At 57.7% G+C, this 19,327-nt stretch carries 22 protein-coding genes; 18 read left to right on the forward strand and 4 right to left on the reverse strand.

Annotated elements, in window-relative coordinates:
- From ACSV9I_RS14810 to dnaQ, 5 genes are read left to right on the forward strand one after another with little or no spacing between them, the layout of a single operon-like run.
- Window positions 1-822 carry a pyruvate, water dikinase regulatory protein gene (locus ACSV9I_RS14810; protein WP_438329598.1) on the forward strand — a complete coding sequence of 274 codons (822 nt, stop codon included), beginning with the start codon at window positions 1-3 and terminating at the stop codon, window positions 820-822.
- Window positions 823-855: 33 nt separating this feature from the next.
- Entirely contained in the window at window positions 856-1,455 is a 600-nt protein-coding gene (locus ACSV9I_RS14815; protein ID WP_438329600.1) for a Maf-like protein, read from the forward strand.
- Window positions 1,448-2,305, forward strand: a complete 858-nt coding sequence (locus tag ACSV9I_RS14820; RefSeq protein ID WP_438329601.1) for a shikimate dehydrogenase — start codon at window positions 1,448-1,450, stop codon at window positions 2,303-2,305. The genes ACSV9I_RS14815 and ACSV9I_RS14820 overlap by 8 nt, the downstream gene beginning before the upstream one ends.
- Window positions 2,305-2,910 carry a dephospho-CoA kinase gene (coaE, locus tag ACSV9I_RS14825; RefSeq protein WP_438329603.1) on the forward strand — a complete coding sequence of 202 codons (606 nt, stop codon included), beginning with the start codon at window positions 2,305-2,307 and terminating at the stop codon, window positions 2,908-2,910. The genes ACSV9I_RS14820 and coaE overlap by 1 nt, the downstream gene beginning before the upstream one ends.
- Window positions 2,903-3,604 carry a DNA polymerase III subunit epsilon gene (gene dnaQ, locus ACSV9I_RS14830; protein ID WP_054159221.1) on the forward strand — a complete coding sequence of 234 codons (702 nt, stop codon included), beginning with the start codon at window positions 2,903-2,905 and terminating at the stop codon, window positions 3,602-3,604. The genes coaE and dnaQ overlap by 8 nt, the downstream gene beginning before the upstream one ends.
- A 46-nt stretch (window positions 3,605-3,650) precedes the next feature.
- Here the strand turns inward: dnaQ and secB are convergent, their stop codons facing one another.
- Both secB and ACSV9I_RS14840 read right to left on the reverse strand, forming a co-directional pair.
- Window positions 3,651-4,124 carry a protein-export chaperone SecB gene (gene secB, locus ACSV9I_RS14835; protein ID WP_054159222.1) on the reverse strand — a complete coding sequence of 158 codons (474 nt, stop codon included), beginning with the start codon at window positions 4,122-4,124 and terminating at the stop codon, window positions 3,651-3,653.
- An 86-nt stretch (window positions 4,125-4,210) separates the two neighbouring features.
- A complete protein-coding gene (locus ACSV9I_RS14840) occupies window positions 4,211-4,699 on the reverse strand; it encodes an FxsA family protein (protein WP_438329604.1) in 489 nt (162 codons plus the stop codon).
- Window positions 4,700-4,845: 146 nt separating this feature from the next.
- Between ACSV9I_RS14840 and ACSV9I_RS14845 the strand changes: the two genes are divergently transcribed.
- The 5 genes from ACSV9I_RS14845 (at window position 4,846) to gyrB (ending at window position 10,169) form a co-directional block, all read left to right on the forward strand.
- Entirely contained in the window at window positions 4,846-5,544 is a 699-nt protein-coding gene (locus ACSV9I_RS14845; RefSeq protein ID WP_054159223.1) for a Tim44/TimA family putative adaptor protein, read from the forward strand.
- Window positions 5,541-6,659, forward strand: a complete 1,119-nt coding sequence (gene mltA, locus ACSV9I_RS14850) for a murein transglycosylase A (RefSeq protein WP_438329606.1) — start codon at window positions 5,541-5,543, stop codon at window positions 6,657-6,659. The genes ACSV9I_RS14845 and mltA overlap by 4 nt, the downstream gene beginning before the upstream one ends.
- Window positions 6,656-7,228, forward strand: a complete 573-nt coding sequence (locus ACSV9I_RS14855) for a Smr/MutS family protein (RefSeq protein ID WP_438329608.1) — start codon at window positions 6,656-6,658, stop codon at window positions 7,226-7,228. The genes mltA and ACSV9I_RS14855 overlap by 4 nt, the downstream gene beginning before the upstream one ends.
- Window positions 7,225-7,590, forward strand: coding sequence for a helix-turn-helix domain-containing protein (locus ACSV9I_RS14860; protein ID WP_054159226.1), 366 nt, complete (start codon window positions 7,225-7,227; stop codon window positions 7,588-7,590). Before ACSV9I_RS14855 ends, ACSV9I_RS14860 begins: the two co-directional genes overlap by 4 nt.
- A 143-nt stretch (window positions 7,591-7,733) precedes the next feature.
- A complete protein-coding gene (gyrB, locus tag ACSV9I_RS14865; RefSeq protein ID WP_054159227.1) occupies window positions 7,734-10,169 on the forward strand; it encodes a DNA topoisomerase (ATP-hydrolyzing) subunit B in 2,436 nt (811 codons plus the stop codon).
- Window positions 10,170-10,267: 98 nt separating this feature from the next.
- Here gyrB and ACSV9I_RS14870 read toward each other — a convergent pair whose 3' ends face one another.
- Window positions 10,268-10,858 (reverse strand): nitroreductase family protein, encoded by a 591-nt coding sequence (locus ACSV9I_RS14870; protein WP_438329611.1) that lies wholly within the window; start codon window positions 10,856-10,858, stop codon window positions 10,268-10,270.
- Window positions 10,859-11,105: 247 nt separating this feature from the next.
- Here ACSV9I_RS14870 and ACSV9I_RS14875 point away from each other — a divergent pair, with 247 nt between their 5' ends.
- The 8 genes from ACSV9I_RS14875 to ACSV9I_RS14910 all read left to right on the forward strand — a co-directional run bounded on the left by ACSV9I_RS14875 (window position 11,106) and on the right by ACSV9I_RS14910 (window position 18,944).
- Entirely contained in the window at window positions 11,106-12,395 is a 1,290-nt protein-coding gene (locus ACSV9I_RS14875) for a polyhydroxyalkanoate depolymerase (protein ID WP_438329613.1), read from the forward strand.
- A 134-nt stretch (window positions 12,396-12,529) separates the two neighbouring features.
- Entirely contained in the window at window positions 12,530-12,967 is a 438-nt protein-coding gene (locus tag ACSV9I_RS14880) for a DUF2852 domain-containing protein (protein WP_438329616.1), read from the forward strand.
- Between the two features lie 92 nt (window positions 12,968-13,059).
- Window positions 13,060-13,818 carry a M48 family metallopeptidase gene (locus tag ACSV9I_RS14885; RefSeq protein WP_438329618.1) on the forward strand — a complete coding sequence of 253 codons (759 nt, stop codon included), beginning with the start codon at window positions 13,060-13,062 and terminating at the stop codon, window positions 13,816-13,818.
- Window positions 13,819-13,888: 70 nt separating this feature from the next.
- Window positions 13,889-14,563, forward strand: a complete 675-nt coding sequence (locus ACSV9I_RS14890) for a phosphoribosylanthranilate isomerase (RefSeq protein ID WP_438329620.1) — start codon at window positions 13,889-13,891, stop codon at window positions 14,561-14,563.
- On the forward strand, window positions 14,560-15,780 hold the full coding sequence (gene trpB, locus ACSV9I_RS14895; protein WP_054159232.1) for a tryptophan synthase subunit beta: 1,221 nt from the start codon (window positions 14,560-14,562) through the stop codon (window positions 15,778-15,780). The genes ACSV9I_RS14890 and trpB overlap by 4 nt, the downstream gene beginning before the upstream one ends.
- A gap of 2 nt (window positions 15,781-15,782) precedes the next feature.
- Window positions 15,783-16,622, forward strand: a complete 840-nt coding sequence (gene trpA / locus ACSV9I_RS14900) for a tryptophan synthase subunit alpha (RefSeq protein ID WP_054159233.1) — start codon at window positions 15,783-15,785, stop codon at window positions 16,620-16,622.
- Between the two features lie 38 nt (window positions 16,623-16,660).
- Entirely contained in the window at window positions 16,661-17,563 is a 903-nt protein-coding gene (gene accD / locus ACSV9I_RS14905) for an acetyl-CoA carboxylase, carboxyltransferase subunit beta (RefSeq protein WP_054159234.1), read from the forward strand.
- 40 nt (window positions 17,564-17,603) lie between these two features.
- Window positions 17,604-18,944, forward strand: a complete 1,341-nt coding sequence (locus tag ACSV9I_RS14910) for a bifunctional folylpolyglutamate synthase/dihydrofolate synthase (protein ID WP_438329622.1) — start codon at window positions 17,604-17,606, stop codon at window positions 18,942-18,944.
- Window positions 18,945-18,993: 49 nt separating this feature from the next.
- Here the strand turns inward: ACSV9I_RS14910 and trxA are convergent, their stop codons facing one another.
- Window positions 18,994-19,314 carry a thioredoxin gene (trxA, locus tag ACSV9I_RS14915; protein ID WP_054159235.1) on the reverse strand — a complete coding sequence of 107 codons (321 nt, stop codon included), beginning with the start codon at window positions 19,312-19,314 and terminating at the stop codon, window positions 18,994-18,996.
- Window positions 19,315-19,327: the final 13 nt, after the last annotated feature.

The raw sequence follows: 19,327 nt of genomic DNA on the forward strand, positions 1-19,327 counted from the left end.
GTGGAGAACAGGAAAAGCTACTTCCATCTCCACCTGATTTCTGACTCAACGGGTGAAACGCTCATTTCTGCCGGGCGGGCTGCGACAGCCCAGTTCCGCGGCGTCAATGCGATCGAGCACGTCTACCCGCTCATCCGCAGCAAGAAGCAGGTCAAATCCCTCATTGAGGCCATCGACCGCGAGCCCGGCATTGTCTTGTACACTCTGGTTGATCAGGATCTGGCGGCACTGATCGAAGCAGGTTGCCACGAGCTCGGTTTGCCGTGCGTCAACGTCTTGGCGCCGATCGTGGAGACGTTCCAGAGCTATCTTGGCGCGACGTATCGCGGACGTGTCGGTGCACAGCACGTTCTCAACGCCGACTATTTTGCGCGCATCGAAGCCCTCAACTTTGCGATGGATCATGACGACGGTCAGGCGACGGAAGACTATGACAGTGCCGAGGTTGTCATCATCGGCATCAGCCGCACATCGAAGACACCCACCAGCATTTATCTCGCCTATCGCGGTATCAAGACTGCCAACCTTCCGATCGTTCCTGGTGTACCGCTTCCGGAAGGTTTGCTGCGCGCAACGCGGCCGCTGGTCGTTGGGCTGATCGCGAGTTCGGATCGCATCTCCCAGGTGCGGGAAAATAGAATCCTTGGCGCAACACCTGGCTATGATCACCGCGACTACCTTGATCGCGCAACGATCACCGAGGAGCTCAAATACATGCGATCCCTCTGCGCAAAGAACAATTGGCCCTTGATTGACGTCACACGCCGTTCGATCGAGGAGACCGCCGCGGCCATCGTTGCCCTGCGGACGAAGCTACGGTAAGCCCAGCCAAAGCGTCCGTATTTGGGGTCCACCATGACAGTCTCTCTTGTCCTCGCTTCCGGTAGTGTTGCTCGGCGCATGCTGTTGATCAATGCTGGATTACAGTTTGCTGTCGAGGGAGCGCAGATTAACGAACGGGAGGTGGAAGAGGCTCTTCCCCCAACTCAACGCGGTCCAGAGGACGTTGCTCTGCATCTTGCAATCGCGAAAGCGCGAGACGTGTCCGAACGACATCCGGACGCAATCGTTATTGGCTGCGATCAGACCATGTCTCTGGGTGAGCGGATTTTTCATAAAGCCAAAGACGTTTCGGAAGCGCGAGAGACACTCCTATCGTTGAGGGCGGCTGCTCATCATCTGAATAGCGCCGTTTGCCTCGTTCGAAATGATCAAGTCCTGTGGTCTCATGTAGGCGTGGCGTCTATGCACGTTCGTGCTTTCTCAGAGCAGTTTCTAGACGCTTACCTTGATCAGGCTGGTGACAAGATCCTGTCGAGTGTCGGCTGCTACCAACTTGAGGGTGAGGGGGTGCAGCTGTTCGACAAGATAGAAGGTGATTACTTCACCGTGTTGGGACTGCCTCTGCTACCGCTTCTCGACGCTTTGCGTAAACTGGGTGTTAACCATGAATGATTCACGTGAAACAATCGGACCCCAGGCATTTGTCGCCGGCTATCCGATTTCTCATTCCCGCTCTCCGCTCATTCATGGCTATTGGCTGCGCACGCTGACCCTGGCAGGGCGCTATGAAAAAGTCGCGGTTACACCCCAGGAGTTTCCCGCCTTTATCCAAGACCTGAAAACGGGAGCGAGAGGATATCGGGGCGGCAACGTGACCATCCCGCACAAGGAAGCGGCGATTGGTCTTGCCGATGTTGTTGATCCCATTGCCGAGGAGATCGGCGCTGCAAACACCCTCTGGTTAGAGGATGGCAGTTTGCATGCGACGAACACGGACGCTGAGGGTTTCCTGGCAAATCTCGATGCAGGCGATCCCGGTTGGGATAAATGCGGACGAGCAGTCGTACTGGGAGCCGGCGGAGCGAGCCGGGCAATTCTCCATGGCTTGCGAGAGAGAGGCCTTTCGGAAATTCACGTCGTTAACCGCACGGTCGATCGGGCAAAGGAATTGGCAGATCGGTTTGGGGCTCCCATCGAGGCGCATGCACTTGAAGCTTTGCCAGAGTTGCTGGCCGGAGCAGGGCTTTTCGTCAACACGTCATCTCTTGGGATGGACGGCAGCCCGGCGCCTGTTTTGCCATTTGACCGGATGGTCGACGGCGCCCTCGTAACCGACATTGTGTATGTGCCACTCAAGACAGAATTCATGCGGCAGGCGGAAGAAGTTGGCCTCAGAACAGTGGATGGTCTTGGCATGCTGCTGCATCAGGCAGTCCCTGGCTTTGAAAAGTGGTTTGGACAAAGACCGCACGTGACGGACGATCTGCGGCAAGTGATCCTCGACGACATTGGGCACCACTGATGATCATCATCGGACTGACGGGCTCTATCGGAATGGGAAAGTCGACCACGGCAAAACTGTTTGCCGAAGAGGGCGTGCCTGTGAATGATGCCGATCAAGTCGTTCATGATCTCTATCAAGGAGCAGCCGTTGAGCCCGTTGGCCTGGCCTTTCCAGGCACTGTTTCAGATGGTCTCGTGGATCGCGCGAAGCTCAGTGCAGTGCTGGCTCAGAATCCGGCTAACTTTGCCACACTCGAAGCCATCGTTCATCCGCTGGTCAGGGCAAGGGAAACTGAATTTCTCTCCCGCCATCGGGCATTGGGAACTGAGATTGTGCTCCTCGATATTCCGCTCCTGTTCGAGACTGGCGGCGAGAAACGCGTGGATGTGGTTGTCGTGGTCAGCTGTGAGGCTGCAATCCAGCGCGAGCGCGTCCTTGCACGGACTGGGATGACGCCTGAGAAATTCGAGCTTATCCTTTCAAGACAAGTTCCCGATGCTGAGAAGCGGGCACGCGCTGACTTCGTCGTGGATACGGGGCAGGGCATTGACGCTGCACGCCAACAAGTGCGAATCCTGCTTGAGCAATTGCGTAACCGGCAAACGGAGACCCCCCATGCGTGAAATCGTCTTCGATACGGAAACAACGGGCCTCGAAAACAAGGTCGATCGTGTCATCGAAATCGGCGGGCTCGAACTGCTCAACCACTTCCCCACGGGACGGACGTTCCACGTCTATATCAATCCCGGTGATCGCAAGGTTCATCCGGATGCGTTGGCTGTCCATGGCATTACCGATGACTTTCTGAAGGACAAACCGAGCTTCGCCGACATCGTTGCCGACATGCAGGCATTTTTCGATGGTGCGAAATGGGTCGCCCACAATGCGAACTTCGATATCGGCTTTATCAATGCCGAGTTTGATCGCTTGGGTCTGCCGCCTGTGGCGCCGGAGCTGGTCGTGGATACATTGTCGCTTGCCCGGCGGAAACACCCGATGGGCCCCAATTCGCTCGATGCGCTCTGCCGGCGCTATGGCATCGATAACTCGCACCGCACGAAGCACGGCGCCCTGCTCGACTCCGAGCTCTTGGCGGAAGTCTATATCGAGATGCTCGGCGGCAGGCAGGCAGCACTTGGATTTGGCAGTGTCGACACACGCCAGACCGAAAAGACGGAAACCACCGAACTGGTCGAGTTTTCCTACGAACGTCCTCGTCCGCTTGCCGCACGGATTTCGGAAGAAGAAGCCAGGGGGCACGCGGCTCTCGTCGCACGACTTGGTGAGAAGGCGATCTGGTCCAGATACACGGCATAAAAAAAGGGTCCCTCGGGACCCTTTTCAGTCTGTGAGAGCCGAAATTTCAGTTCGGCACGGCCTGCTTCGAACGGCCCTGTTCTTCTGCCACGCGCTGGGCAAACATCTGGGCGAAATCGATAGGGTCGATCATCAGTGGCGGGAAGCCACCATTGCGGCTTGCGTCGGCGATGATCTGGCGAGCGAAGGGGAAGAGCAGGCGCGGGCACTCGATGAAGAGAACCGGAAGCATGTGCTCCTGCGGGAAACCAGTAATGCGGAAGACGCCGCCATAGACGAGCTCGGTGACGAAGACGACCTTGTCGCCATCCTTGGCTTCGGCACTCAGCGTCAGGACAACGTCAAAATCATTGTCCGACAGCGGATTGGCATTGACGTTGACATTGATGTTGATCGCCGGGGCCTTGTCGCGAGCCTGAAGCGAACGCGGCGCACCGGGATTCTCAAACGAGAAATCTTTGATGTACTGAGCAAGGATATTGAGGGACGGAGAAGTCGTTCCCTGATTGTTGTCTGCCATAGGGCGTGTCCTCGAAGATGAATGCTTAGGCCATCTAACATTTGCACCTTCGCCTTACAACCCTTGGGCCTGTGTCTGCCAGAGGCCTAATCTTTGCCGATCTGCGGTCCGCGCCACGGGGTGTCTGTCCGGGATTCGGTGCGGTACTCGTCAGCATCAAGATCGACGACATTGTTGTCTGCCGTCGGGTGCGAGAACCCGTTGGCTCGGGTAAAGCCACCACGAACGATGACGCGTGGGCGGACCAGACGCCAGGCGAGATCGCGGACGACCGGAATGAAAAGAAGAAGGCCGATGATATCGCCCAGGAAACCCGGAATGATCAGCAGGACGGCAGCGACGACGAGAAGTGCTGCGTGAACCAGCTGCCGGCCCGGATCAACCCCGCGTTTTGCTTCATCCTGGAGCCGCTGCAAGATCCCAGCCCCCTGGATGCGCAAGAGAGCGAAGCCCAACATGGCAGATAGAATGACAAGACCAAGCGTTGGCAGGACGCCGATGGCGCTGCCGACAAGGACGAAGCCTGCAATTTCGAAGAGGGGTGCTAAAACAAAGAGCACCAGAGGAAGGCGCATCGGCGGCTCCAAACAGCTTTTTGATCCGGATTATCGCAACATCAAGCCGGCCGGTGGCAAAGAATGCGTTACGACGTTTGAATGATTGTCCCGTCAAGACTATATGGGAAGCTGAAAAAGCGAATTCAATCAAACTGGCGGTCTTCATGGGGTCTAGCGATTTTGTCACTCTGTTCTTCCTGGTCGCGGCGGTGCTGATCTTTTTTCAGCTGCGCAGCGTGCTGGGCCGTCGAACCGGTCATGAAAAGCCGCCGGTTGATCCGTTCACCCAACGAGATCTGTCGAAGGGACCTGCGGCAGATGACGGCAAGGTTGTCACTCTGCCCCGACGCGAAGAGCAGTCGGCTGAAGAGCGCTTCGCTCTGATCGATAGCTATACGCCTGCGGGCTCTGCCCTGAATGATCAACTGCGGGAATTGCTGCGTCACGATGCTGGCTTTAACCCGAAGGAATTTCTCAATGGTGCAAAGATCGCCTACGAGATGATCGTGATGGCTTATGCCGATGGCGATCGCAAGACCCTGAAGGGTCTGCTGTCCCGGGAAGTCCTTGAGGGTTTTGAAAGTGCCATTGCCGAGCGTGAAAGCCGGGGAGAAGTGGTCAAGTCGACCTTCGTGGGAATTGAGAAGGCAGAAATCACCCATGCTTCGGTTCGCGATAACGAGGAGCAGATCACGATCCGGATCGTCTGCCAACTGATCACTGCAACCTATGACCGGGACAACAAGCTGATTGACGGTGATGCCGAATTGGTCGCTGAAGTAAACGATGTCTGGACCTTCGCGCGTGATGTTCGCTCGCGCGATCCGAACTGGAAACTGGTTGCGACCGAAGCTGAACAATGAGCGCCAACGGTCGGAATTTCAGCCTGGAGCCTGTCTCCTTTGTCGACATGCCAGGCTGGCAGGATGACGATCCGTCTATCCTGTGGCCAGCGATGGCCGATTGCCTGGCCCATATCGAACAGGTCAAAGCCTATCGTGCGGGATCGCTTGGCCTGACCACTGATGACCTCCGCCCCCTGTTGTTGGCGGCAGTCCAACGATTGCCAGACGGGCCAGACGACGCCCGTCATTTTTTTGAGCAACATTGCGTCCCAATGCGGATTGTCCCAAACGACAATGTTCGCGGTCTGGTCACGGCCTTTTATGAGCCGGAGGTGGCTGTCTCCGATTGCCCTGACACGGTCTATCGCTATCCTTTCTATCGCCGGCCCGCTGATCTCATCGATCTGGACGCGACCAATCGACCGACGGATCTTGATAATTCATACGTCTTCGGACAGCGAACCGGGGACGCCATCTCTGCCTATCCGGACCGTGAGGCGATCGATCGCGGATATCTTGAAGATCGTGGTCTTGAGATCGCTTGGGCACGTTCTCGCGTCGACGTCTTCTTTACCCATGTCCAGGGCGCCGCGCGTCTGCGTTACCCCGACGGCCACGTCAGACGCATCACCTATGCTGCCAAGGCCGGCCACCCGTTTTTGCCGATCGGGCGCAAACTGATTGATCTCGGTGAAATCCCGGAGGCCGAGATCTCGATGCAGTCGATCAGAGCTTGGCTCGACGCTCATCCTGATCGCATGGACGAGATCCTCTGGCATAACCGCTCCTATATCTTTTTCCGTGACGCTGATGTTGATGATCTGTCTCGTGGACCGATCGCAGCCGCGAAGGTGCCGCTGATCGCCGGACGCTCACTTGCGGTTGACCGTCAGATCCACACGTTCGGTTTCCCCTTCTTTATAGCAGCTGAGGGGCTTACTCGGCTGGACGCGGGAAAGAGCTTCGCCCGCCTGATGTTGGCCTTGGACACTGGTTCTGCGATTGTTGGCCCCGCGCGAGGTGATATCTTTACGGGCTCGGGTGACGAGGCGGGCGATCTTGCCGGTGCGGTGCGCAATGCGGCAGATTTTTATATACTCTGCCCAAAGGAAGCGGCTGAGAGGTTCCTGTGAGTGGCTCGGGTTCAAAACTGAAAGGCGAGGATCGTGTCCTTTGGGGCAAGGTTGCTCGTTCGACCAGGCCGCTGCCGGGCCGGATGGAAGATCTGCTCGCATTTGACGATCAGTTCCAGGAAGACAAGATTCTTGAGAATCCTGCACCGCCCGCCTTCCAGAAAACGGCTATGTCGTCAACGGCGCTGCAGACCCCCGAAGTCGATCGAAAGCCCGATGCCCATCGACATCATCCGCTCGAGCGCCCCGTCAAGCGCAAGATTTCCCGAGGCCACCTGGCACTGGAGGCCCGTATCGATCTGCATGGACTCTTTCAGAGCGACGCGCATGGCATGCTTCTCGATTTTCTGATGCGCGCCCATGAGCGCGGACTACGTCATGTTCTTGTCATCACAGGTAAGGGAAGTTCGTTCGGCAGCGAGGGCGCGTTGAAGAGAGCAGTCCCGCTCTGGTTTTCGCTCCCGGAATTCCGCTTCCTCATTTCGTCCTACGAGCCCGCTGCGCGTAAACACGGTGGCGATGGAGCGCTCTATGTCCGCCTGTCGCGCAAGGGGCAGGACCCGCGATGACGCCCTTCGGCGAAGCTCTGCGCGCATTGCGCAACGGCAAGGGTGTTTCGCAGAAAGAGATGGCAGCGGCGCTCGGCGTGTCTGCGGCCTATCTGTCGGCACTCGAGCACGGCAAGCGCGGCCTGCCGAACTTTGATTTTCTGCAGCGTGTGGCCGGCTATTTCAATGTCATATGGGATGAAGCCGAGGAGCTCTTCGCCGCGGCCGGCCTGTCTGATCCGCGCGTTGTCATCGATACTGCCGGAATGAGCGCCGAGTACACCGCTTTCGCCAATGAACTGGCCAAGGTGATTCGCCACCTGTCACCCGACGTGATAGAAGAATTGCAGATGGTGCTGGACAAAGGCAAAAAACGGTCCTGAAGGGGCTTGAATGCTTTGTCTATCCACGACAAACGGCGCGCGCGCCTTTGGAACTCTAGCCAAAACACCTATAGTCGTGAGCTCGAAGCGGCCTGATTCGCGTCATGCTAAAGCTTCGGAGACCGATTGGAAAGATTTGCTGAATGACCGACTTGCCGACCACGGATAATGGTGCACCGGCCGAATACGGCGCGGATTCGATCAAGGTATTGAAGGGGCTCGACGCTGTCCGTAAGCGGCCGGGCATGTATATCGGCGATACCGACGACGGATCTGGCCTGCATCATATGGTCTACGAAGTCGTTGACAACGCGATCGACGAAGCTTTGGCCGGCCATGCAGATCTGGTGACTGTTTCGATCAACGCTGACGGTTCTGTCACCGTAACGGACAACGGTCGTGGTATCCCGACTGATATCCATACGGGTGAGGGTGTATCGGCTGCCGAAGTCATCATGACCCAGCTCCATGCGGGCGGTAAGTTCGACCAGAATTCCTACAAGGTATCGGGCGGCCTGCACGGCGTTGGTGTGTCGGTCGTGAACGCCCTTTCTGTCAAGCTCAGCCTCAAGATTCGTCGTGTCGGGAAGATCCATGAGATGAGCTTCACCCATGGCGTCCCCGATTCACCGCTAAGGGTCACTGGTGAATATGAAGGACGTTCCGGAACCGAGCTGACGTTTCTGCCCAGCGCGGAAACCTTCACCAAGACGGAGTTCGACTACAACACGCTGGAACACCGTCTGCGCGAGCTGGCGTTTCTGAATTCAGGTGTGCGCATCGTTTTGACCGACAGGCGCAAGTCCGACATTCGCCAGGAAGAATTGCTGTATGACGGCGGCCTCGAGGCTTTTGTCCGGTATCTCGATCGGGCCAAGAAGCCATTGGTCGACAAGCCTGTTGCCATCCGTGGCGAGAAAGATGGGATCACGGTTGAAGTGGCGCTGTGGTGGAACGACAGCTACCACGAAAACGTCCTGTGCTTCACCAACAACATTCCGCAGCGCGATGGCGGCACCCACATGGCAGGCTTCCGCGCCGCCTTGACCCGCCAGGTTACATCCTACGCAGATACGTCCGGCATCCTGAAAAAGGAAAAGGTCTCATTGCAGGGTGAAGACTGCCGCGAGGGCCTGACGGCTGTACTGTCGGTAAAGGTACCGGACCCGAAATTCTCGTCGCAGACCAAGGATAAGCTCGTTTCGTCTGAAGTGCGCCCCGTTGTCGAAAATCTGGTCAGCGAAGCTCTAAGCACCTGGTTTGAGGAGCATCCGACGCAGGCCAAGGTTCTCGTCGGAAAGGTCGTTGAAGCGGCAATCGCGCGTGAAGCTGCCCGCAAAGCCCGCGAACTCACCCGCCGCAAGGGAGCGCTCGATATTGCATCATTGCCCGGCAAGCTTGCCGATTGCTCGGAACGTGATCCGGCAAAGTCCGAACTCTTCCTCGTCGAGGGTGACTCGGCAGGTGGATCGGCCAAGCAGGGACGTTCCCGTGAAAGCCAGGCCATCCTGCCGCTGCGCGGTAAGATCCTCAACGTCGAGCGTGCACGTTTCGACAAGATGCTGTCCAGCCAGGAAATCGGCACCCTGATTACCGCGCTCGGCACCTCGATCGGCAAGGATGAGTTCAACGCGGACAAGCTGCGCTACCACAAGATCATCATCATGACGGATGCCGACGTCGACGGAGCTCATATTCGGACGCTGCTGTTGACCTTCTTCTTCCGTCAGATGCCGGAACTCATCGAGCGCGGCCACCTCTACATTGCCCAGCCGCCGCTTTATAAGGTTTCGCGCGGCAAGTCGGTTCAGTACCTCAAGGACGAGAAAGCCCTTGAGGATTACCTCATCACCATGGGGCTTGAAGAAGCGACGCTGACGCTCACCAATGGCGAGGTGCGCGCAGGCCAGGATCTGCGCGATGTTATAGCCGACGCGCTCCGGCTCCGCTCTTTGATCGACGGTCTGCACTCTCGCTATAACCGAAATGTCATCGAGCAGGCAGCGATAGCAGGTGCACTTCACCCAGATCTCACCGAGAACCGTGCAAAAGCGGAAGAGACTGCCGCGAACGTGGCACGCCGTCTCGACATGATTGCGGAAGAAACGGAGCGAGGCTGGCAGGGCTTTGTCACGGACGAGGGCGGCTTGCGCTTTGAACGTATGGTTCGTGGCGTAAAGGAACTGGCCTCCGTCGATGTCGCGCTGATCGGCTCCGCAGATGCACGCCATATGGATCAAATGTCGGCGAGACTGCGTGACATCTATTCCGAACCACCGGTTCTGGCCCGCAAGGACGGCCGGACAGAAATTTCTGGACCCCGTGCCCTACTCGATCAGATCTTCACGGCTGGCAGGAAGGGTCTTTCCATGCAGCGCTATAAGGGCCTTGGCGAGATGAATGCCGAGCAGCTCTGGGAAACCACGCTGGACCCGAACGTCCGTTCACTGCTCCAGGTGCGCGTCAATGATGCGACTGATGCGGATGGTCTCTTCTCAAGATTGATGGGGGATGAGGTCGAGCCTCGACGTGAGTTCATTCAGGAAAACGCATTGAGCGTTGCCAACCTCGACATTTGAGACTGCATGAAGGCCGCGAAAGCGGCCTTTATCTTTTACAATGGTTTCACGTGAATCATGGTTAATCTGATTCACGTGAAACCCTTAATGCCCGAAGCTCAGAACGAACCCTCGAACGCGATTTCTGATAGCGGCTTGCGGTTATTCGGAATTTCGCGCTCGCGAAGCTTCTCGGACAGATCATCCTTGTTCCCCAGCCTGCCAATAGCGATGGCAGCCTCGAAATGGTATTCCTCCGGCGCGGCAAGCTCTGCGCTAGCACGCTCGAAATGTACCCCCGTCATCCCGTGGGCAAAATATCCCGACTTCAAGGACTGAAGGGCGAGATAACCCCAGGCGGTGCCGGTATCGAAGCTGTGGTTCCGGATCGGTTTTGACAGGGACCCATCATCTGCCGTGGCGAGTTTCTGCGAGAACACGAAGACAAGGGCTGACGCAGCCTTGGCCCAATCCTGATTGAAATCGATCAACAGGCCGAGCATCCGATCAAACTCCGCAGTGTTTCTTTGGGCATAGACAAACCGCCAAGGCTGGGAGTTAGAGGCAGAAGGCGCCCAACGCGCAGCGTCCAGTATTGCCAGCAGATCCTCCTTCGGCATCGGCTGGCCGTCGAAGGCTCTTGGCGACCAGCGCTGCAGGAACATTGGATCGATGTCGTATTGTGAGTGGCGGTTATTGGCGGTCGTCATAAGGGCCCCATAGTGGTTGACCGCCTAGACATAGCGGAAACCAGCAGAATGGGGAGGGGGCAACGAAGCTCACTCTGACACGTTTTCCCCCATAAGGCGGACAGAGATTGTTCTTAAGCTTTCTCGGATAATCTCATGATAACTGAGGCACAGGACATATGCCCGCCTCCGGGGCTTTTGCAGCGCAAAAACTCTGATACTCTGTTGCAAACAAAGCAAGTTCGTCCATACGGACCGAGGTCACACGATGTTCTATCAACTCTATGAACTCAATCATGCTGTCATGGCTCCGTTTCGCGCTACGGCCGATGCCATGAACCTCGCCTGGAAAAATCCGCTCAATCCTTGGTCCCATACAGCGGTTGGTCGCACCTTTGCTGCTGGTTTCGAGGTCTTCGAGCGGATGACGCGCCGCTATGGCAAGCCATCGTTTGGGCTGCCATTCACAAATGTCGATGGTGAATCGACAGCTGTTCACGAAGAGATCGTCTGGCGCCGTCCTTTCTGCGACCTCATTCATTTCAAACGTGACCTTCAGGCGGGCGCCGACAAGGGACCCCGTATACTGATCGTCGCTCCGATGTCCGGACATTATGCCACGCTTCTGCGCGGCACCGTGGAGGCTCTGATCCAGAGCGCCGATGTGTACATCACCGATTGGATTGACGCGCGGATGGTGCCTGTCACCGACGGCGATTTCGATCTGGATGATTACGTCGACTATGTCATCGAAATGCTGCATCACCTTGGGCCTGATACCCACGTCGTGGCCGTATGTCAGCCATCAGTGCCGGTTCTCGCGGCCGTGGCGGTGATGGAAGCAGATAATGATGTCTGTGCTCCCGCATCCATGACCCTGATGGGTGGGCCTATCGACACGCGCATCAATCCGACGGCAGTCAACCAGCTCGCCCAGGATCGGCCGCTTGAATGGTTCCGCGACAATGTGATCATGCAGGTGCCATGGCCGCAGCCAGGCTTCATGCGCAATGTCTATCCAGGCTTCCTGCAGCTCTCCGGTTTCATGTCGATGAACCTCGACAGGCATATGATCGCACACAAGGAATTCTATGGGCACCTTATCAAGAACGATGGGGACTCCGCTGAAAAGCACCGTGACTTCTATGACGAGTATCTTGCCGTCATGGACTTGACTGCCGAGTTTTATCTCCAGACCGTCGATACGGTCTTCATCAAGCACGCTCTACCAAAGGGCGAGATGATGCACCGCGAGAAGCGCGTCGACACTGCGGCAATCAAAAATGTTGCGTTGTTGACGGTCGAGGGAGAGAACGACGACATTTCCGGTGTCGGTCAGACCCATGCCGCGCAGACGATCTGCACGAACATTCCGGACCATATGCGGATGCACTACGTACAGCCGGATGTCGGCCACTATGGCGTATTCAATGGCTCGCGCTTCCGCCGCGAGATCGCACCGCGCATCATACAGTTCGCAAAGACCCACTCGAAGCGAGCAAAGACAGCCGCCGCCAATCCGGTAAAGCGCGTGATACGCGGGGGTAAAGCGGGCTAAGCAATTCAGGGAGGTCTGAATTAAACCAGTTCTCTCAGGCGCTTCCCCGATTGCATCCTATCCATTCTTGAACCTGGGCCTGCCCTTTCCCACATCGGATCACGGGCATTTCCGCCCTGTAAGAGGAATGGATAATGAACCAGTCAGCACTGCTCCGGCCGGATTGGACTCCGGCTACCGTCGCTCTGATGGTGTTGGGCTTCGTCGTCTTTTGGCCGCTGGGTCTGGCAATGCTTGCCTACATCTTGTTCGGCGAAAAGTTTCAGACCTTCAAGCGTGGTGCCAACCGCAAGGCAGACGATGCTTTTGCATGGTACCGTGGAGCCCGCACCTCCGGCCCCTTCGCCTCGACAACCGGCAATGTCGCGTTTGACGATTGGCGCGAGACTGAGCTCAAGCGCCTTGATGAAGAGCGTCGCCGGCTCGATGAGATGCGCGCCGAGTTCGATACCTACGCCCGCGAACTGCGCCGCGCGAAGGATCAGGAAGAGTTCGATCGCTTCATGCGCCACCGCCATGAACTGAAGGCGACAGGTGAAGTGACCCCGCCGAAAACGCAAACCGACTATTGATTGGTCGCGGTTCGACACATTAGCTAGACCGGCGCCCTAAGCGCCGGTCTTTTTTATGTCTTGCCAAGCGGCGAATCGGCTAGAAACCAGACATGTTTCCACTGCTCAAAAAGCTCGCACCAACTCGAACACCGGCACTCCAGCTGGAACGTATGGTTTCGGTAGACGGACGCTCGATCCCTCTCACGATCCGAAAGAACAGTCGGGCCACACGCATCACGCTGAGGATTGAGCCGGGTGGGCGCTCGCTCAAGATGACGATACCGCCGGGCCTTCGCGAGCGCGAGATCGCGGATTTTCTCGACCGGTATCAAGGTTGGCTGAGCAACCGGTTGAAGCGCCAGAAGCACGGTGGTGTGGTCGAGGATGGCGGTGAGATCCTACTGCGCGGTGTCAGCCACCGTATCGTGCATACGGGAGAGATCCGCGGGCTGACCCGCTCGATCGACAGCGAACTTGGCCATATCCTGAGCGTCAGTGGTGCAGAGGAGCACCTATCCCGGCGGATTGCGGATTTCCTGAAAAAGGAAGCGCGCAAGGATCTCGAAGCACTTGTTGCGCTCCATGCGGCCCGGGTCGGAAAGCCGGTGCGAAGCATTTCCCTCAAGGATACCCGCAGCCGCTGGGGCTCGTGTTCCTGGGATGGGAAGCTGAGTTTTTCCTGGCGTATCGTTATGGCCCCGCCTGCGGTGATCGATTATCTAGCCGCCCATGAAGTCGCGCATCTGCGCGAGATGAACCATGGTCCCGCCTTCTGGGCGCTTTGCAAGGATCTATGTCCGGGAATGGATGAAGCCAAGGCATGGCTTAAGCGGCATGGCTCGGCCCTTCACGCCATCGATTTCGCCTGAGAACCGCGACCAATCAGCCGCTGTCGCAATTTGGCTCGACTCTTTTTTGATTTCGTGCGACTTCGCTGCCATGAGACCCGATATCAAGATCTGCGGATTAACAACGCCGGAGGCGGTCGATCGCGCTGCTGAACGTGGCGCGAGCCATATTGGCTTCATCTTCTTCGAGAAGAGCCCTCGGCACATCGAGCCTGACCTCGCCGGAAAACTTGCCGACCGGGTGAGGGGACGGGTCAAGACCGTCGCCGTCACGGTCGATGCCGATAATGATGACCTTGATGAGATCATCGCATTGATGCGTCCGGATATCCTGCAATTCCATGGCAAGGAAACGCCCGAGCGCCTTCTGACTGTGAAGGCTGTGACCGGACTTCCGATCATGAAGGCATTTTCCGTTCGCGATGCCGATGATCTGAGGCGCATAGAGCCCTATATTGGAATTGCAGACCGTTTTCTCTTCGATGCAAAGCCGCCTGTTGGTTCGGATTTGCCCGGGGGCAACGGGGTGACCTTCGATTGGAGCCTGTTGCGCTCGCTTGACGAAGGTGTGGATTACATGCTTTCCGGTGGATTGAACAAGGATAACATCGCCGAGGCGCTTGCCGAGACCGGAGCGCGCGCCGTCGACGTCTCGTCCGGAGTGGAGAGCGCCCCGGGTGTGAAAGATCTGCAGTTGATGGACGAGTTTTTCGCGGCCATTGCCGAAGCCTCTCGGCAAGGGACGTTATCAGGGAGCGTCAAGTGAACCAGTCACCGAAACCCAATTCCTTCCGTGAAGGGCCAGATGAAGATGGCCGTTTCGGCATTTTTGGCGGGCGCTTTGTCGCTGAAACCTTGATGCCGCTGATCCTCGATTTGCAGGCAGAGTGGGAAAAGGCGAAGACCGATGAGACCTTCCAGGCTGAACTGGCGCATCTCAACAAGCACTATACCGGCCGTCCTAGCCCGCTCTATTTCGCCGAAAGGCTGACAGAAGAGCTGGGTGGCGCGAAGATCTATTTCAAGCGCGACGAGCTCAATCACACCGGTTCGCACAAGATCAACAATTGCCTCGGTCAGATTTTGCTGGCCAAGCGTATGGGCAAGACCCGCATCATCGCGGAAACCGGCGCCGGCCAGCACGGCGTGGCATCTGCCACCGTGGCAGCGCGCTTTGGTATTCCTTGCGTCGTCTACATGGGCGCAACGGATGTGGAGCGTCAGGCTCCAAACGTTTTCCGCATGAAGCTTCTGGGCGCCGAAGTGAAGCCGGTGACCGCTGGTCACGGCACATTGAAGGACGCAATGAACGAGGCCCTGCGCGACTGGGTCACCAATGTCGATGACACCTATTACATGATTGGCACGGCGGCCGGCCCGCACCCCTATCCGGAAATGGTCCGCGACTTCCAGTCGGTTATCGGTCGCGAGACCCGCGAACAGATGCTGGCCGCAGAAGGTCGTCTTCCCGACATGCTGATCGCCGCCGTCGGCGGTGGCTCGAATGCTATCGGCCTCTTCCATCCCTTCCTCGATGACGACAGCGTCCGCATCGTGGGCGTCGAAGCGGGCGGCAAGGGCCTTGAGGGTGAAGAGCACTGCGCATCATTGACGGCTGGTTCGCCGGGCGTGCTGCATGGCAACCGCACCTATCTGCTTCAGGATTCGGACGGCCAGATCAAGGAAGGCCATTCCATCTCTGCGGGTCTCGACTATCCGGGTATTGGTCCCGAGCATTCCTGGCTGAAGGACATGGGCCGGGTCGAATATGTGCCGATCAAGGACGACGAGGCGCTCGCCGCCTTCCAGCTTCTAACCCGCACCGAAGGCATCATTCCCGCTCTTGAGCCGAGCCATGCTCTTGCGGAAGTCATCAAGCGTGCGCCGACAATGCGCAAGGACCAGATCATCGTGATGAATCTCTGCGGCCGCGGCGACAAGGATATCTTCACCGTCGGCAAAATTCTTGGAATGGGGCTCTGATCATGACAGCGCGCATGGACAAACGTTTTGCCGACTTGAAGGCTGAAGGCCGCCCGGCACTCGTTACCTATTTCATGGGTGGCGATCCGGATTATGCGACCTCTCTTGAGATCATGAAGGCGCTCCCGGCCGCGGGATCTGACGTGATCGAGCTGGGCATGCCCTTTTCCGATCCCATGGCTGATGGCCCTGCAATTCAGCTCGCCGGCCAGCGTGCCTTGAAGGCAGGCCAGACCTTGGCAAAGACGCTCGATCTGGCTCGCGAATTCCGTAAGGCAGATCAGGATACGCCAATCGTCCTTATGGGATATTACAATCCGATCTACATCTATGGCGTCGAGCGCTTCCTCGATGATGCCCTGGCCGCTGGGATCGATGGCCTGATCGTTGTCGATCTGCCGCCGGAAATGGATGATGAGTTGTGCATCCCGGCCCGCAGCCGCGACATCAATTTCGTCCGTCTGGCCACACCGACCACAGACGACAAGCGCTTGCCGAAGGTGCTCGAGAATACCTCCGGCTTCGTCTATTATGTTTCGATGAACGGGATTACAGGTTCGTCCTTGCCGGATCCGTCGCGTGTGGCCGGTGCCGTTCAGCGGATCAAGGCACATACAAATCTTCCGATCTGCGTTGGCTTTGGCGTGAAAACCGCCGAGCACGCCCGACTGATCGGCGCGAATGCTGACGGCGTTGTCGTCGGAACGGCAATCGTCAATCAGGTTGCCACAAATCTCACTGCTGATGGGAAGGCCAATGCAGACACGGTCCAGGCCGTTGTCACGCTGGTCCGCGGTTTGTCGAGCGGCGTTCGCAGCGCACGCCTTGCCGCCGCCGAATAAAATTCCCAAATAGGCTGAAAAAGTCAGGAGTACACCGCGTGAACTGGATCACCAACTATGTGCGCCCGCGCATCAATTCCATGCTGGGGCGTCGCGAAGTTCCGGAGAACCTCTGGATCAAGTGCCCTGAAACGGGTGAAATGGTCTTCCACAAGGACCTGGAAGAAAACAAATGGGTCATTCCCGCCTCCGGCTATCACATGAAGATGCCGGCTCGTGACCGCCTTGTCGATCTGTTCGACAACGGCCAGTTTGAATCCTTGCCGCAGCCCAAGGTGGCGCAAGATCCGCTGAAGTTCCGCGATTCAAAGAAATACACCGATCGTCTTCGCGACAGCCGTCTGAAGACCGAGCAGGAAGACACCATTCTGGCTGCCGTAGGATCGGTCCAGGGACTGAAGCTTGTCGCTGTGGTGCACGAGTTCAACTTCATGGGCGGATCGCTGGGCATCGCTGCCGGTGAGGCCATCGTGAAGGCGTTCGAACGCGCCATCAAGGAAAAATGCCCGCTGGTCATGTTCCCTGCCTCAGGTGGCGCGCGCATGCAGGAGGGCATCCTGTCTTTGATGCAGTTGCCGCGCACTACGGTTGCCGTCGACATGCTGAAAGAAGCGGGCCTTCCCTATATCGTCGTCCTGACCAACCCGACGACCGGTGGCGTAACCGCGTCCTATGCTATGCTGGGCGACCTACATATTGCCGAACCGGGCGCTGAAATCTGCTTCGCCGGCAAGCGCGTCATCGAACAGACCATTCGCGAAAAGCTGCCCGAGGGTTTCCAGACGTCGGAATACCTCCTCGAGCATGGCATGGTCGACATGGTGGTGAAGCGTCACGATATCCCCGACACGCTCGCGCGCGTCCTGAAGATCATGACGAAACGTCCGGCGGACACGCTCGCTGTGGCCGCGCCGGCCGCTGCCGTTGCGGTTTCAGCCTGATCGCTCCCGCACGCAGATCCTATTTCCGGTACCTATGACGATGACAGCCCCAATGGCGAGCCTGGCCGAGGCCGAGATCGAGAAGCTCCTGGGGCTGCATCCTAAGGGGTATGACCTGTCACTGGATCGGATCCGGCGGCTTCTGGCCGTTCTTGGCAATCCGCATCTGCGGTTGCCACCGGTTATCCATGTTGCCGGCACGAACGGCAAGGGTTCAGCGACAGCCTTTTGTCGTGCACTTCTCGAGGCTCAAGGCCTTGCCGTGCATGTGCACACCTCTCCCCATCTTGTCCGCTGGCACGAGCGCTATCGAATCGGGGTAAAGGGTGGGCAGGGCCAGATCGTCGAGGATGCCTTGTTTGCCGACGCCTTGCGTCGTGTTGCCGAAGCAAATGCCGGCCAGTCGATCACCGTCTTCGAGATTCTGACGGCGGTGACGTTCATTCTCTTTTCCGAACAGCCGGCTGATGTCGTTATTCTCGAGGTTGGTCTCGGTGGCCGGTTTGATGCCACCAATGTCATCGAGAATCCGGCCGTCTGCGTCATCCAGCCGATCTCACTCGATCACCAGGCTTATCTCGGGGATCGCGTGGAACTGATTGCTGCCGAAAAGGGTGGCATCATCAAGCGCAAGGCGCCGGTGGTCATTGGCCATCAGGAGTTTGATGGCGCCCGCGATGTTCTGATCTCAACAGCTGAGCGCCTGTCCTGTCCGACGGCCGTCTACGGACAGGATTTTCTGGCCTATGAAGAATTCGGCAGAATGGTCTACCAGGATGAGTTCGGGCTGATGGATCTCCCGTTGCCGCGTTTGCCCGGTCGCCATCAGATCGGCAATGCAGCGACGGCTATTCGTGCCGTGAAGGCGGCGGGCTTCCCCGTTACCGATCAGACAGCGACCCAGGCGATGCAAACCGTGGTCTGGCCCGGTCGTCTGCAGCGGCTGTCTGAAGGAGAAATCGTCGCAAAGGCTCCGGTCGGCAGTGAGATCTGGCTCGACGGCGGTCATAATCCGGGCGCTGGCGAAGTGCTTGCCGAGGCGATGGCGGCGATGGAAGAACGTCAACCGCGTCCTCTCTATCTCATCGCCGGGATGATCAACACCAAGGATCCAATCGGCTTCTTCCGTGCCTTCGTAGATATTGTGCAGGCTGTTTATACGGTGCCGATCGAAGGATCGGATGTCGGGCTAGACCCCGTCGCGCTTGCACAATCGGCCGCAGAAGCGGGCTTGAAGGCACGGCCAGCGAGCTCTGTCGTCGAGGCATTGTCAGCAATTGCCGCCGCGACGACAGACGGAAGACCCCCGAGGATCCTGATCGGTGGATCGCTTTATCTCGCAGGCAATGTTCTTGCCGAAAACGGCACCATCCCGACATGAAAAAGCCCGGCGAAAGCCGGGCTTCTCAATTCAGGATCAAAAGCTTTGATCAGGCAGCGCCGGCAATCCAGCTCGACAGAGCGGTCTTCGGTGCTGCACCCACCTTGATGTCGGCGACTTCACCACCCTTGAAGACGGCGAGCGTCGGGATTGAGCGGACGCCGAACTGAGCGGCCAGTTCAGGGTTTTCATCGATGTTGAGCTTGACGATCTTCACCTTGCCGGCGAGTTCGTTCGAGATTTCCTCAAGGCTCGGGGCGATCATCTTGCACGGACCGCACCACTCGGCCCAAAAATCCACAACGACAGGCTCGGATGCGTTGAGAACCTCGGCCTGGAAGTTGGAGTTATCGACTTTTACGGTAGCCATAGGGCTCTCCTTT

Origin of the sequence: Rhizobium sp. G187 (assembly GCF_051549525.1) — a bacterium.
Lineage (GTDB): Bacteria > Pseudomonadota > Alphaproteobacteria > Rhizobiales > Rhizobiaceae > Allorhizobium.

What these genes read in the sequence shown, in the direction of transcription:
- ACSV9I_RS14880 (WP_438329616.1), top strand. Translation starts at nt 12,530, where the DNA reads ATGAACCAGTCAGCACTGCTCCGGCCGGATTGGACTCCGGCTACCGTC.
- ACSV9I_RS14845 (WP_054159223.1), top strand. Translation starts at nt 4,846, where the DNA reads ATGGGGTCTAGCGATTTTGTCACTCTGTTCTTCCTGGTCGCGGCGGTG.
- secB (WP_054159222.1), bottom strand. Translation starts at nt 4,124, where the DNA reads ATGGCAGACAACAATCAGGGAACGACTTCTCCGTCCCTCAATATCCTT.
- ACSV9I_RS14890 (WP_438329620.1), top strand. Translation starts at nt 13,889, where the DNA reads ATGAGACCCGATATCAAGATCTGCGGATTAACAACGCCGGAGGCGGTC.
- ACSV9I_RS14875 (WP_438329613.1), top strand. Translation starts at nt 11,106, where the DNA reads ATGTTCTATCAACTCTATGAACTCAATCATGCTGTCATGGCTCCGTTT.
- ACSV9I_RS14870 (WP_438329611.1), bottom strand. Translation starts at nt 10,858, where the DNA reads ATGACGACCGCCAATAACCGCCACTCACAATACGACATCGATCCAATG.
- coaE (WP_438329603.1), top strand. Translation starts at nt 2,305, where the DNA reads ATGATCATCATCGGACTGACGGGCTCTATCGGAATGGGAAAGTCGACC.
- dnaQ (WP_054159221.1), top strand. Translation starts at nt 2,903, where the DNA reads ATGCGTGAAATCGTCTTCGATACGGAAACAACGGGCCTCGAAAACAAG.
- ACSV9I_RS14820 (WP_438329601.1), top strand. Translation starts at nt 1,448, where the DNA reads ATGAATGATTCACGTGAAACAATCGGACCCCAGGCATTTGTCGCCGGC.
- trpA (WP_054159233.1), top strand. Translation starts at nt 15,783, where the DNA reads ATGACAGCGCGCATGGACAAACGTTTTGCCGACTTGAAGGCTGAAGGC.
- gyrB (WP_054159227.1), top strand. Translation starts at nt 7,734, where the DNA reads ATGACCGACTTGCCGACCACGGATAATGGTGCACCGGCCGAATACGGC.
- ACSV9I_RS14840 (WP_438329604.1), bottom strand. Translation starts at nt 4,699, where the DNA reads ATGCGCCTTCCTCTGGTGCTCTTTGTTTTAGCACCCCTCTTCGAAATT.
- trxA (WP_054159235.1), bottom strand. Translation starts at nt 19,314, where the DNA reads ATGGCTACCGTAAAAGTCGATAACTCCAACTTCCAGGCCGAGGTTCTC.
- mltA (WP_438329606.1), top strand. Translation starts at nt 5,541, where the DNA reads ATGAGCGCCAACGGTCGGAATTTCAGCCTGGAGCCTGTCTCCTTTGTC.
- ACSV9I_RS14885 (WP_438329618.1), top strand. Translation starts at nt 13,060, where the DNA reads ATGTTTCCACTGCTCAAAAAGCTCGCACCAACTCGAACACCGGCACTC.
- ACSV9I_RS14860 (WP_054159226.1), top strand. Translation starts at nt 7,225, where the DNA reads ATGACGCCCTTCGGCGAAGCTCTGCGCGCATTGCGCAACGGCAAGGGT.
- ACSV9I_RS14910 (WP_438329622.1), top strand. Translation starts at nt 17,604, where the DNA reads ATGACAGCCCCAATGGCGAGCCTGGCCGAGGCCGAGATCGAGAAGCTC.
- ACSV9I_RS14815 (WP_438329600.1), top strand. Translation starts at nt 856, where the DNA reads ATGACAGTCTCTCTTGTCCTCGCTTCCGGTAGTGTTGCTCGGCGCATG.